This window comes from Mesorhizobium sp. M4A.F.Ca.ET.020.02.1.1 (assembly GCF_004022645.1).
Lineage (GTDB): Bacteria > Pseudomonadota > Alphaproteobacteria > Rhizobiales > Rhizobiaceae > Mesorhizobium.
On the sequence record NZ_RZOI01000005.1, the window covers coordinates 1 to 13,276 of the forward strand.

The following is a 13,276-nucleotide window of genomic DNA, read 5'->3' on the forward strand; positions in this document are numbered from 1 at the left end:
GATCTTCGATTTCGAGCGCAGTTGCTCCAGCACATCGTTGAGCTTGATCGCCTGGACCTCGATGTCGGCCGCCCTCTTCAGCGAGGCGTCGACCGGGATCAGGAAATTCTCGCCGCCGATCTGGAAGCCGTGGCCGGAATAGTAGACGACAGCCAGGTCGGCGCCGTCGGCGGCGGCCAGATAGCTGCGAAACTGCTTCTCGAATTCGAGCTTGGTGAGATCCTTGGCGACGAACACGTCGAAGCCGGCAAGCCGAAACGTGTTCGACACATCCGCGGCATCCTTGTCCGGGTTCTTGAGCGCCGGGATTTCACGATATTCGGAATTGCCGATCACAAGGGCAACCCTTCGATCGGCGTGAGCGTCGAACGTCGCGAGGCCCACGAGGATCAAGGCTGCAATGAACGCGCAGCATCGCAGCATGGCAAATCCTTAACTGCTATGACCTGTCGACCACAAGAACGCAGCTTGCGGTGTCAGGGTCTGTTAAAGAGTTCACAATCTGCCGATACAGGAACTGAGAGAGGCGCCAAGGCGAATGCGGGCGCATTCCTCATCCAATCAGTTTCTAAATTACCCTAGAGGCGGAGGTTCCGCAATGATCTGAGCCGGCTTGTCGATGGTGCGGTCGGCAACGTGCTGCGGCCGCCTCGCCGCGAACATCCGCGCGATGCTCATCGCCTCCAGGACGCGACGATAGTCGAGCAGGAATGATCGGCTGGTCGGTCTGGCACGCCGGGTTTGCGGCTGGATTCGGTCAAAGGTTGAGCGACAGTGCGACAAGTGCGTCGCCGTTGGACAGGCCGAGCGCTTCAAGCGGTCCTTTGCTCGGGCTGTGCAATGTCCATGATCTTGCGCAGGCCCGTTGCGACGACCGATACCCGGAACTTCCCGGCCAATGCCTGGTCGAAGATGGCGCCCACGATAATGTCGGCGTCGGCGTCGACCTCTTCCCGTATCCGTGTCGCAGCCTCATCGACCTCGAACAGCGTCATGTCCGTGCCGCCGCAGATCGACACGAGCAGGCCTCTGGCGCCTGTCATGGAAGCCTCATCGAGCAGCGGATTGGCGATCGCAGCCTCGGCCGCAGTCCTTGCACGGCCCTCGCCGGAAGCCTCGCCGGTTCCCATCATCGCCCGGCCCATGTCCCGCATCACTGACTTCACATCGGCGAAATCGAGATTGATCAGGCCTTCTTTCACGATGAGATCCGTGATGCATCCGACACCCGCGTAGAGAACACGGTCTGCCATGGCAAAGGCGTCGGCAAACGTGGTCCTGGCGTCGGCGACCCTGAAGAGGTTCTGGTTCGGGATGACGATCACTGTATCGGCGCACTCGCGAAGGCGTTCTATGCCTTCCTCCGCGGCCTGGGTCCTGCGCTTGCCCTCGAACACGAAAGGCTTGGTAACGACCGCCACCGTCAAGATGCCGGCATCGCGTGCGGCACGCGCAATAACCGGCGCAGCGCCTGTCCCGGTGCCACCCCCCATGCCCGCCGTGATGAAACACATATGCGTTCCCGCGAGATGATCCATGATCTCGTCTATGGATTCCTCCGCGGCCGCGCTGCCGACCTGTGGCAAAGATCCGGCCCCCAAGCCCTCTGTCACATGCGCGCCCAACTGGATCAGCCGCGACGACTTCGACATCGTGAGCGCCTGGGCATCAGTATTGGCGACGACGAACTCGACGCCCTGCAAGCCTTCGGAGATCATGTTGTTGACGGCGTTTCCGCCGGCGCCGCCGACGCCGACAACGGTGATCTTAGGCCTCATCTCCAGGATTTCCGGCTTGGCGGTCATTTTTCATCTTTCTAGCGAAATCACCTGCTGCCCCCGCCGCACTATCAAGCGGAACCGGAGCAACGAGCACACGAATCAGGCGACCCCCACCAAAGGCAGGGAATCAGAGCGGACGCCTCCCCGCAAGGTCCGCCAAACGTCTGTCCAAGGGCAACGCCCTGCCCTGAACCGGAAGCTTCGAGCTTTTGCGCCTGTTTCAGTCGTTCCAGGGGCTATTGTCGTCGTCAAAAAGCCTTTGTCGCATGGGGGAGCCTGATACTCAAACAGCCAGACCCGGTCGGGCCTGCGACTCCTCGTTTCGGGATAGATACAGGTCGCGCAGATCACGCTGTCTGAGCATGAGGTCCAGGATGCCATCCCTCGATTGCCGGATATGACGGCGGGATTCGCGGCAGGCTGTGTCGGCGTCCCCGGCAGCGATCGCTTCAACAATCATATGATGGTCGTCACGCGCCGCCTTCCAGTCGTTCAGCTGGGTCAATTCCATCCACACATAGACTTGGCACTTGTCCAAAAGTCCGTTCAGCATTTCCGCGAGCATGACGTTGGCGCTAAATCGCGCGATTGCGCGATGGATTTCCATGCCGGTCTGCATCTCCTCCAGCCGGGCACGGGGAGATGGGTCGATTTGCGCCAGGCGCTCGCAATCCGCGACCAAGCCGCGCAGCAGTTCCACTTCATCGATGGTGATACGGGCGATCGCCAAGGTCGTCGCATAGGCGTCCAGCTCTGCCCGGATGTCGAAGACGTTCCGGAGCATCGTTTCGTCAAATTGAACCACCGCAAATCCCGTGCGGGGACGTTCGACCACAAGCCCGTCACGCTCCAATCGATTAAGTGCCTCGCGCACCGGCGTCCGGCTGACCTGAAGCTGTTCGACGAGCTCGAGTTCCGTAATTCGTCTGCCCGGTGACAGCTGCCCGGTCACGATCATCGCTTTGATCGATTCGTAGGTCGACTGACGCAAATGTCCGCGGGCAACGTCGTTCATCGGGGCTCCTAACACCGGCTGGCGTCAACGCGGCAAATAGGTACCGGTTGACTCACGCATTCACAAGCGCATAGTGTATACAACAAAGTATTCAAAAAATGTAGCCAATTGCTGCCCTAACCGGAAGGGAAGTTGGGCAGGCTGGGGGAGCGTCATTGATGCAAGCGGACATAGTGGTCACGAGCGCAAAGATTCTGACCATGGACCCGGCCAGGCCGGCGGCTTCTGCGATGGCCGTCGCAAATGGACGAATTCTCGCTGTTGGCGACGCAACCGAAGTGCTGCCGTTTGCCGGCAATTTGACGCGGATGATCGACGCTGCCGGCCGAAGCGTGCTGCCGGGCTTCATCGAAGCGCACATGCATGTGTTTGGCGGCGGCGCCATCCTCAATGACCTGTTGCTGACGGGCACGAAGGGTAAAACCGCGATCCGCGAAAAAGTGCGGGCTCACGCCGCGGCAAATCCGGAAGCGAAGGTCCTTTTTTGCCAGGGTGCCGACTATGACATGCTCGATGGCAGCCCGATCGACCGGTATTTCCTCGACAGCATCCTCGATGACCGGCCCCTGGCCTTCGTGGCCTTTGACCATCACACAATGTGGGCCAACACCATACTGCTAGAGGAAGTCCGGCTTCTCCACGGCAAAGCCCTGGGCCCCGGCAACGAGGTGGTCATGGGCGGCGATGGCCTTGCTACCGGCGAACTGCGCGAAGTCGAGGCCTTCGGACCGGTCAATGTCTATGCCGGCACATTTCGTTCGTCGCTGGGGCTTTCCACGGGAGGCGAGCCGCCCGAACCGCCAACGCCAGAGGAAAGGGCGCTGGACCGGGCGTCCATAAAAGCCGCCCTGGCCTGGTGCGCCAGGCACGGGATCACGTCGATCCACAACATGGACGGAAATCTTTACACACTGGAACTGCTCGACGAGATCCAGGAACAGGGCGCCCTGCTCTGCCGCGTCAAGGTTCCCTTCCATTTCAAGAACTTCATGACGGTCGACATGCTGGAAAAGGCGTCCCGCATGAATGACGACTATCGCGGGGACTGGCTGAACTCCGGTCTCGTGAAGGCTTTTTATGACGGCGTGATCGAAGGCTACACCGCTTATCTCGTCGACGGCTATGCAGACCGGCCCGACTTCACCGGGGAACCGCTCTTCACGCAGGCCCAATTCACGGAAATGGCGACCGAGGCGGACCGGCGCGGTCTGCAGATCGCCGTGCACGCGATCGGCGACGGTGCGGTGCGCGCGGTCCTGAACGGCTATGAAGCCGCCATGAAGGCCAATGGCCCGCGGGACGCGCGCCACCGGATCGAGCATATCGAGGTCATCCAGCCCAACGACATTCCGCGCTTTGCTGCCCTTGGCGCGATCGCGTCCATGCAGCCGCCGCATCCCCCGGGCGTGATGGATTTCCCGCTTGAACCGGCCAAGACCCGCATCGGGCCCGATCGCTGGCCGCTTGCCTATGCCTGGCGGACTTTAAAGCAGGCGGGAGCCCATGTTGTCTTTGCGTCGGATTGGCCGGTGGCGCGGATTGACGTCCTGGCCGGCATCCATGCGGCCGTCAACCGCGAGCCCTGGGCGCCGCATCTGCCAGACCAGAGCTACACCCTCCACGAGGCGATTGCCGCCTATACGATCGAAGGTGCCTATGCCGAACACGCGGAGGACCGGAAGGGACAACTCAAACCCGGTCATTTCGCCGATTTTGTCCTCCTATCCGGCGATATCGAGGCCGTTTCACCCGGGGAGATCAACACCCTCTCACCTGCACTCACCGTCTGCGGCGGTCGCGTTACCTTCGAGGCCTGATATGCTGGCATTGTCCCAACCCACCCAACCGCAAACCGCGGATCGTCGCCTGGCGATCCAGGCGATCGGCCTGCAAAAGAGTTATGGCACCGGCGCCTCGGCCTTCCTGGCGCTTGACGATGTGTCGATCGACATTACCGAAAACGAGTTCTTTACGTTGCTGGGCCCGTCCGGTTGCGGAAAAACGACGCTTTTGAGGCTGATCGCTGGGTTCAACTTTCCGACCAATGGACAAATCCTGCTCCGCGGCAAGGACATTGCGGCGCTTCCGCCGTTTCGGCGGCCAATCAACACGGTTTTCCAGAACTACGCGCTCTTTCCCCACATGTCTGTCGCCGAGAACATCGGTTTCGGACTGAAAATGCTGGGCTGGACGAAGTCCAGGTGCGTGGATCGCGTGGCCGCGATGCTGAAACTCGTGCGGATGGAAACGCTTGCCGACCGGCGGACCAGTGAGATCTCCGGCGGGCAGCAGCAGCGTGTCGCCCTGGCCCGCGCTCTGGCTCCGCAACCGGAAGTGCTTTTGCTCGATGAACCGTTGTCGGCCCTCGACTACAAGCTGAGAAAGGAGATGCAGGTCGAATTGAAGCGACTCCAAACTGAAACCGGCATCACGTTTATTTTCGTGACGCACGATCAGGAGGAGCCCTGGCAATGTCCGACCGCATTGCCGTCATGAACCGTGGGCGGGTGCTCCAGGTTGGCCGTCCGCGGGAAATCTACAGCGCTCCGGTGGATAGGTTCGTCGCCGACTTCATCGGCGAATCGAACATTCTGAGCGGCCGGCTTGTCGGGCAGGCCGCTGCGGATGCTCACCAGGTCAGAATTGCTGGCGCTGTCGCTACCGCCTACGGCAAAGCCGGAACTTCCGGCGACGGGACGGTTCAGGTCCTGATCCGCCCGGAACATGTCGACGTCCTCGACGCCCCGTCATCGGACTGCATTCCTGCAGTCGTCGAGGACGAGGTTTTCGTTGGGACGGACACCCGCCTTCAATTGCGCCTGAACGACGGTTCGACTTTCACAGCCCGCCTGACCAACAGCCCGGAACAAGAGAAAATCAGGACGTCCGGCACACAGGTATGGCTGCGAATCCATAGCCGTAGCGCCCGGCTGCTCGGAGGCGAACATGTCCAGCATCGCTGAGATGGCGGCCACACGCCGAACCGCCGAAAGCCGGCGCCGCTGGTTGCTCAAGGCGCCGGCCCTGGCGACCATCGTGATCGCCTCTGTCGGGCCGCTTGCAGTGATGCTTGTCTATTCGGTGATGGCAAAGGGCGCCTTCGGCGGGGTCGCACTCGGTCAGTTCAGCCTCGACGGCTGGACGAACGTCTTTGTGGAGCGGGATCCCTTTGACGACACGCTCGTACTGGCCGATGCCAATCTCATCATCTTCTGGCGTTCCATCAAACTGGCACTGGTCACGACGCTAGCCACGCTGCTCATCGGCTTCCCGACCGCCTATTACATCGCGACCCGGCCCGAGCAGGTCCGGTCGCAATGGATGCTGCTGATCACGATCCCCTTTTGGACCAATCTTCTGATCCGCACCTTCGCGATCATGGGCCTCCTGTCCAATCAGGGGCCGGTCAACAATATCCTCATCTGGGCCGGGTTGATCGACAAGCCCATGCAGATGCTGTTCACGGACGGGGCGGTTCTCCTGGGGCTCGTCTACGTCTACCTGCCACTCATGGTGCTGCCGATCTATGCGAGCCTCGAGCGGATGGATTTCAACCTTGTTGAGGCAGGGTACGATCTTTATGCGACGCGCTCAAAGGTGCTTTGGCATATCGTCATCCCCTCCTGCAAGCCGGGCCTGATCGCCGGATCGATCCTCGTCTTCATCCCCGCAATCGGCGCCTATGTGACGCCGCGCGTCTTGGGCGGGGGAAAGAACATGATGATGGGCAACCTGATCGAACTGCAGTTCGGTCAGGGTCGAAACTGGCCCCTCGGCGCAGCACTATCCATCTGCCTCCTGGTGATCGTGACAGTGGCGCTCATCATCTACATCCGCGGAAGTTCGGGTAAGGAGAATGCGCATGGCCGCTAGTCAGCACGCATTCGATCTGAAGGCGCAGCCAGGCTTCAGCATTATTGCGCGATCAGCGATCGTCGCTCTCTATTTGCCGATCCTCGTCCTCGTCGTGTTCGCCTTCAACGCGACCTCCTCGCTCGGCGTCTGGGGCGGATTCTCGTTCGATTGGTTCGTCAAGGCTTGGCATAACGACCTGATCATCAATGCAGCCCTCTTCTCTTTGTTTCTTGCGACCGTGGCCGGCGTCCTGGCGACGGTCATGGCCACGATGGCTGCCATCGCCATGACCGGAACCGACCCCTATCGCGGGCATTTGGTCTCCTACGCCCTGATCAACCAGCCTCTGATCGTTCCTGAAATCGTAACGGCCATCTCGCTTCTGATCGTGTTCGCGGCAGTCAAGTCAGCAACCGGCTACTCGGGAACCGGCTATCTGGTCTTGGCGCACACGGCCTTCTGCATCCCGTTTGCGTATCTGCCGATCCGCGCTCGGCTGGAAGGCATGGATCTGACCCTCGAAACCGCGGCAGCCGATCTCTATGCGGATCCGTGGAAGACGTTCCTGCATGTGACACTTCCGAGACTGGCGCCCGGCATCATAGCGGGTTTCATGCTGGCCTTCGTCATTTCGCTCGATGATGTCGTCATCACCGATCTCGTGAAGTCCGGCGGACAGGAAACCCTGCCGACCTACATGCTGGGTCAGATCCGTCGTGACATGACCCCCGAAGTCAATGCTGCCGCCACCATGCTCTTGGTGCCCTCGATCCTTCTGGTGACGGCCGTGCATCTGATCAACCGCAAAAAATAATCAACCTTACAGAGGAGTGACAAGCATGCGATCCATATTGACGGCGCTGACATCGGCGATGCTGCTCGCGGCGGCAAGTTCAGCGGCCCTCGCAGAGGAAGAACTGAGCCTCTATAACTGGGGCAACTACACCAGCCCGGAACTCCTGGAAAAATTCAAGAAGGAAACCGGCATCAAGGTCACGGTGACGGACTACGACTCCAACGATACCGCGCTGTCCAAGGTCAGGGCGGGCGGCTCGGGTTTCGACATGGTGGTTCCGTCGGCCAATTTCGTGCCGATCTGGATCAAAGAGGGTCTCCTCCTTGAATCGCGGCCCGACCAGATGCCGAATTTCAAGAATGTCGACGAACGCTGGGTGAATGTCGGCTGGGATCCGGGCCGTCATTACTCTGTGCCGTGGCAGTGGGGTATGACTGGGCCGGTCGTTGCCACTTCCGTCTACAAGGGTGACATCAACACCAGCGCAATCTGGCTCGATCCGCCGCAGGAACTGAAGGGCAAGATCAATGTCGTGCCCGAGAAGAACGATGTTCTCTATGCCGCCATCCGGTACATGGGCGGCACTTGGTGCACCGGAGACAAGGCGCTGCTGAAGAAGGTTCGAGACAAGCTGCTCGAAGCCAAGAAGTCCTGGGTCTCGATGGATTACGGCATCGAAAAGATGGACAGCCGCGATACGCTGGCCCAGCTCTACTACAATGGCGCCGCATTCCGGGCGCGGCAGGTCAATGCCGACATAAAGCTCGGCTTCCCCAAGGAAGGCTATTCGCTGTTCATGGACAGCGTGGCAATCCTCGCCGACGCGCCGCATCCGGACAATGCCAAGAAGTTCCTGAACTTCATCATGGCGCCTGAAAACGCGGCCCTGATTTCGAACTTCGCGACCTATGCCAACGGCATCAAGGGCTCGACCCAATTCATGCGCGACGACATCAAGGCCGCGCCCGAGTTGAACATTCCGGCGGAGTACATTGCCGCCGGTGGCTGGCAGGAAGTCTGCCCCGCCGAGGTCGACGAACTCTATACCCGTATCTGGACCGACCTGATGAAGTGATGCGCGCGCTCCGGCGGAGGTCCATCCTCCGCCGGAGCCCCCGGTCACATTGTCGACGAGGCGCCTTGCCGAGGCGGCATGTTCTCGCTGGATAACGGGCGGGAGAAGCGGTTCCTGACGCGGTCGACGGTCTGCGTTGTTCAACCGCGATGTGCAGCAGGCTGCTTCTTCTTTGTCTTGGCGCAACGAGCATCCCGGAAATCAGATGCAGCATGCCGCCTCCAAGCGTGGGCAAGCGGCATGAAACGCAAATTCAGCGACGATGCGACGATGGACGAAATCATGCACAGGTCGCCGGCGGCCATCCGGGTCGTGCTCCAGCACGGCATGCTTTGCGTCGGCTGCCCGATTGCTTCATTCCACACCGTTTCCGACGCAGCACGAGAGCACAATCTGAACGACGAACAACTCAGTCGCGATTTGTGGACTGCAATCGAGAGTTCCGGCTCCGACTAGCTCTTCTCGGCGCGGCCTTCCGCAATCAAAAGGAGCCGGTGAGGCTCTACCACGGTCACCTTCTGGCGCCCGCTTTTGACCAAACCCTGGTCTTCCCACGACGACAGCAGCCGGCTCACCGTATGGAGCGTTGTTCCCGTCATCTCGGCAATATCCTGGCGGGAGATCGGGAAGTCGATGAGGATTCCCTCCTCTGTCTTTCTGCCCGTCTGCTTGACCAGCTTGAGCAGCGCGTGGGCGACCCGCTGATCCACCTGCTCTGTAGCCATTTCGATGACGCGCGCATGAGCATCCTGCAGCCTGCTACCTACGGCTTTGTACGTATTGGCGCTGAAACTGGGGAAATTGGTTGCGAATTCCGGCCACAAGCGGCTCGGCCAGGCAAGAACCACGCAATCGACGACAGCGATAGCATTTGCCGGATAGGTGGTGCGGCCAAGTGCATGGGCGATGCCCATCAACTCGCCTGGACTTATGTATCGCACCGTCACCTCATGACCATCCGGCGTCGATTTCACGACGCGCACATGGCCGTCGAGCAGCAGGAAAAAGGAATGAGCTTCCTGTTCCTGCTCGAACAGCGGTTGGTCCTTGGCGATCCTCAATGATCGAGCCTCGCCGACTATCCGGTCGAGATCCGCGGCGGCCATACCCGCAAAGACAGGCAGCCCGGCAATCAGCGAGCGATCGAGGCTACCCAACTCTGTCCCCTCCCGAATTTGATGCTGCCAGTGCATCACGGTCCATCTGGTCAGGGAATGTCTCATGGGCGACCGACAGGCGGCAAGAGCAACGTGCTTCGGCTCTCGTCCATGCGCGCCACCCTCCATGAGAAGCCCAAGGGAAGTTTTGGTCGCGAGTTTGCGCCAGCGCAAATCGCCGAACCGTCTGGTCGCTTAAAAGGGGCGCAACGGTTGATGCCGTGACGAACCCAAGAAAGGATTTCCAAATGAAACTTCCCCTGATCGCCGCGGCCGTTGCCCTGCTCTCCCTTGCCGGCGCAGCCAATGCCGAAGAACACGTCGTGCAGATGCTGAACAAGGGCGAGAAAGGCTCAATGGTCTTCCAGCCCGCCCTTGTTCGGGCAGCACCCGGCGACACGATCAAGTTCGTACCGACCGACAAGTCCCACAATGCCGAAAGCATCAAGGACATGATCCCGGACGGCGCCGAAGCCTTCAAGGGAAAACCCAATGAGGAGGTCGCGGTGGCCCTGACCAAGGAGGGCGTCTACGGCGTGAAGTGCGCTCCGCACTACGGCATGGGCATGGTGGCGCTGATCGTCGTCGGCAAACCTGTCAACCTCGAAGCGGCCCAAGCCGTCAAGCAGATCGGAAAAGCCAAACCCGTATTTGCCGAGTTATTCGCCGAAGCGACCAAAACCGCTTCCAACTGATCTGATTTTCATAGATGCCCTCCGGTTTGCAATCTTCCGGAGGCACAGGCCGGACAGACCGGGGGAGCGGTCTGGTCCGGCCTGTCTTTTACAGGCTTCGTGCCGCACTGCCGATGCCTCTCCCTACGAAACCGTTGGTCGATCCACAGATGCCTCTGCCCACGGGTCGGCGTCCGCATTGGTGCATCCATCTATAAAACACGAAACCGCACCAAGCTTATTGGATTTGCGTTAGCGCAAAGACGTGGCCAGAGCCGAGATTATTGTGAGGACATCAAGTTGCTAGAGCCAAGGAGATGGAAAATGCTTACGAGACGCGAAGCTTTGTTGGGTTCTGTTCTCACCGCGGCCGCTGCCGCGGCCGTTGTTGCAATGCCAGTCACGGCAAGCGCGAAGGACGTCGCCGGGCTGCCGCGTGAGAAGGCCACCCTGGTGGCGCCGCCGTTCGTCCACGCTCATGAGCAGGTGGCCAAGGGCGGCCCGAAGGTCGTCGAATTCACCATGACGATCGAGGAGAAGCCGATGGTCATCGATGCCGACGGCACGCAGCTCAATGCGATGACCTACAACGGCTCGATCCCTGGCCCTCTGATGGTCGTGCATGAAGGCGACTATATCGAGCTCACCCTGATCAATCCCGAGACCAATACGCTCGCCCACAACATCGACTTCCATGCGGCCACCGGCGCGCTTGGCGGCGGCGCGCTGACGCTGATCAATCCCGGCGAGCAGGTCACGCTGCGCTTCAAGGCCACGCGCCCCGGGACGTTCGTCTACCACTGCGCGCCCGGCGGCGCGATGATCCCGTGGCATGTCGTGTCGGGGATGAGCGGTGCCGTGATGATACTGCCGCGCGACGGCCTCAAGGACGACAAGGGCAAGCCGGTCCGTTATGACCGCATCTACTATATCGGCGAGAACGACTTCTACATCCCCCGCGACGAGCAGGGAAAATTCAGGAAATACGAGTCGGCCGGCGACAACTATGACGACACCGTGAAAGTCATGCGCGGATTGATCCCGACCCATGTCGTGTTCAACGGCAAGGCGGGATCGCTCACTGGCGACAGCGCCATGAAGGCCAAGGTCGGCGAGACCGTCCTGATCGTGCACTCGCAAGCCAATCGCGACACCCGCCCGCACCTGATCGGCGGCCATGGTGACTTCGTCTGGGAAGGGGGCAAGTTTGCCAACCCGCCGGCCAAGGATATGGAAACCTGGTTCATCCGCGGCGGGTCGGCTGGGGCGGCGCTGTATACCTTCCTGCAGCCGGGCATCTACGCCTATGTGAACCACAATCTGATCGAGGCGGTGGAGCTTGGCGCGACCGCGCACTTCACGGTCGACGGCAGCTGGGACGACGACCTGATGATGCAGGTCGAGGCGCCCAGGGCGATCGCTTCATAGGCGGGAGATCGGAACCTCGGTGCAACCCGCGGCGGAGCCAACGGGTTGCACTCACGGCCGGACTTGATGCGATGTCCTTTGACCCTCTCTTTGCCTCCGGAACGATTGCAGCTGCCGCGTTGATCGGCATGGGCATAACCCATGCGCTCGACACGAGCTCCTTGGAGACCCTTCAACCGGTGGCCGTGCGCGAACTGGTGGTGCTCGGGCCCGGCTCGTTCTATCACCCACAGCCGGGGGAATTCCTCCAGGAAAACCATCCCGTCGCGGCGCCCGTCGTGAAGGAGACGATCGATGCACCGCTGGAAATCATGAAGTACCAGGTAAGCGTTTCGGAATATGCAGGTTGCGTGGCGGACGACGCCTGCAAGCCGGCTGACACGGCAAGCGTGGGCACCGTTCCCGTCACGGGTGTGAGCTATCTCGATGCCGAAGCCTACGCGAGGTGGCTGTCAGCCCGTACAGGTGAGGCATGGCGGTTGCCCACGGACACGGAGTGGGCCTATGCCGCGGGCGAACGATTCCGGGCTGACATCGAGGGCGGCGATGGCGACCCGAACAACCCCGCGCGACGCTGGCTGGCCCAATATCGCCTCGAGAGCGCGCTAGGCCGGAAGCCGGATCCTGCACCAAGGGTACAGGGCGCCTTTGGTGTCAACTCGAAGGGATTGGCGGACGTTGCCGGCAACATCTGGGAATGGACTGCGACATGCTACGTCCATGCGACGGTCGCTGTGGGCGGTGCGGATATCGCCAGATCGATCGACAATTGCGGGGTGCACGCCGTGGAGGGCTTCCACCGCACCTACATGTCGAACTTCATTCGGGACGGCAAAAGCGGCGGCTGCGCCGTCGGAACGCCGCCCGACAATCTGGGTTTCCGGCTTGTCCGCGACCGGCCCGGTTTCGTGCAGGCCGCCCTTCGGCGCCTGGGATTGTCCTGATAGCAGCAGTAACGAAAGAATGTGATGACCTCGAAATCAGCTTTGGTCGACAGGGTGCGCCCCGTCGCGGAACAACCCTTGGACCACGCCGGTGTCGATCGGGAGTCGATCGGAAAACTGGTCCGCGAGTTCTACACCAAAGTCAGGAACGACGAACGGCTTGGGCCGATTTTCGCACGCGAGATCACCGGTGATTGGCAGCCGCACCTGGAGAAAATGACGGACTTCTGGTGTTCCGTCATCCTGAAGAGCGGTGACTATCACGGCCGCCCGGTGCCCGCTCATCTCAAACTCAAGGATGTCACCGAGGCCGATTTCGAGATCTGGCGCGCCCTGTTTAGTCAGACGGCGGCCGAACTCTTCGCTCCGGAGACAGCGGCAGTGTTTGTCGACCGGGCGCAGCGGATAGCGACGAGCCTGAAACTGGCGATGTTCTTTCGGCTTCCACCCACTTCGACAGTCGGTGGCCGATAGCTGGCCCTGGCGGAACCTGCCTGGACTTCAGGTTTGATCTCGCGCAAGGAAACCATCTCTCGCGGTTCCTAATTTTC

General features: G+C 60.7%; 13 protein-coding genes and 2 pseudogenes. 11 read left to right on the forward strand and 4 right to left on the reverse strand.

Going from position 1 to position 13,276, the window contains the following annotated elements; all coding sequences use genetic code 11:
* The 3 genes from EN742_RS00905 to EN742_RS00915 all read right to left on the reverse strand — a co-directional run.
* Positions 1 to 423 (reverse strand): caspase family protein (locus tag EN742_RS00905; RefSeq protein WP_148670006.1); only part of this gene is annotated, 423 nt, incomplete at its 3' end.
* Between the two features lie 389 nt (positions 424 to 812).
* Complete coding sequence (gene ftsZ / locus EN742_RS00910; protein ID WP_127399760.1) at positions 813 to 1,805, reverse strand: cell division protein FtsZ; 993 nt, start codon at positions 1,803 to 1,805, stop codon at positions 813 to 815.
* Between the two features lie 259 nt (positions 1,806 to 2,064).
* Positions 2,065 to 2,796, reverse strand: coding sequence for a GntR family transcriptional regulator (locus tag EN742_RS00915; protein WP_127407153.1), 732 nt, complete (start codon positions 2,794 to 2,796; stop codon positions 2,065 to 2,067).
* Between the two features lie 158 nt (positions 2,797 to 2,954).
* On the opposite strand from EN742_RS00915, the gene EN742_RS00920 reads away from it, so the two are divergent.
* From EN742_RS00920 to EN742_RS00950, 7 genes and pseudogenes are all read left to right on the forward strand, one after another.
* The gene (locus EN742_RS00920) at positions 2,955 to 4,613 is read left to right on the forward strand and encodes an amidohydrolase (RefSeq protein WP_127407152.1); all 1,659 of its coding nucleotides are present in this window, start codon (positions 2,955 to 2,957) and stop codon (positions 4,611 to 4,613) included.
* Between the two features lies 1 nt (position 4,614).
* Positions 4,615 to 5,759 (forward strand): annotated as a pseudogene (locus EN742_RS00925) (ABC transporter ATP-binding protein).
* Entirely contained in the window at positions 5,743 to 6,669 is a 927-nt protein-coding gene (locus tag EN742_RS00930; RefSeq protein ID WP_127406743.1) for an ABC transporter permease, read from the forward strand. Before EN742_RS00925 ends, EN742_RS00930 begins: the two are co-directional and overlap by 17 nt.
* Complete coding sequence (locus EN742_RS00935; RefSeq protein WP_128332270.1) at positions 6,659 to 7,465, forward strand: ABC transporter permease; 807 nt, start codon at positions 6,659 to 6,661, stop codon at positions 7,463 to 7,465. The genes EN742_RS00930 and EN742_RS00935 overlap by 11 nt, the downstream gene beginning before the upstream one ends.
* Before the next feature lie 25 nt (positions 7,466 to 7,490).
* Positions 7,491 to 8,522: an extracellular solute-binding protein gene (locus EN742_RS00940; RefSeq protein ID WP_126058919.1), complete on the forward strand. Its 1,032-nt coding sequence runs from the start codon at positions 7,491 to 7,493 to the stop codon at positions 8,520 to 8,522.
* Between the two features lie 48 nt (positions 8,523 to 8,570).
* Positions 8,571 to 8,654, forward strand: a pseudogene (locus EN742_RS38945) (DUF779 domain-containing protein); the annotation flags it as partial.
* A 108-nt stretch (positions 8,655 to 8,762) separates the two neighbouring features.
* Positions 8,763 to 8,978, forward strand: coding sequence for a DUF1858 domain-containing protein (locus tag EN742_RS00950; protein ID WP_126058918.1), 216 nt, complete (start codon positions 8,763 to 8,765; stop codon positions 8,976 to 8,978).
* On the opposite strand, the gene EN742_RS00955 is transcribed toward EN742_RS00950, so the two are convergent.
* Positions 8,975 to 9,679, reverse strand: coding sequence for a Crp/Fnr family transcriptional regulator (locus EN742_RS00955; protein ID WP_127406746.1), 705 nt, complete (start codon positions 9,677 to 9,679; stop codon positions 8,975 to 8,977). The two genes, EN742_RS00950 and EN742_RS00955, sit on opposite strands and share 4 nt — an antisense overlap.
* 248 nt (positions 9,680 to 9,927) lie before the next feature.
* On the opposite strand from EN742_RS00955, the gene EN742_RS00960 reads away from it, so the two are divergent.
* The 4 genes from EN742_RS00960 to EN742_RS00975 all read left to right on the forward strand — a co-directional run bounded on the left by EN742_RS00960 (position 9,928) and on the right by EN742_RS00975 (position 13,199).
* A complete protein-coding gene (locus EN742_RS00960; RefSeq protein ID WP_127406744.1) occupies positions 9,928 to 10,374 on the forward strand; it encodes a pseudoazurin in 447 nt (148 codons plus the stop codon).
* A gap of 303 nt (positions 10,375 to 10,677) precedes the next feature.
* On the forward strand, positions 10,678 to 11,781 hold the full coding sequence (nirK, locus tag EN742_RS00965) for a copper-containing nitrite reductase (RefSeq protein ID WP_126058915.1): 1,104 nt from the start codon (positions 10,678 to 10,680) through the stop codon (positions 11,779 to 11,781).
* 71 nt (positions 11,782 to 11,852) lie between these two features.
* On the forward strand, positions 11,853 to 12,725 hold the full coding sequence (locus tag EN742_RS00970; protein ID WP_127406669.1) for an SUMF1/EgtB/PvdO family nonheme iron enzyme: 873 nt from the start codon (positions 11,853 to 11,855) through the stop codon (positions 12,723 to 12,725).
* Positions 12,726 to 12,749: 24 nt separating this feature from the next.
* Complete coding sequence (locus tag EN742_RS00975; RefSeq protein WP_127406670.1) at positions 12,750 to 13,199, forward strand: group III truncated hemoglobin; 450 nt, start codon at positions 12,750 to 12,752, stop codon at positions 13,197 to 13,199.
* Positions 13,200 to 13,276 lie beyond the last annotated feature (77 nt).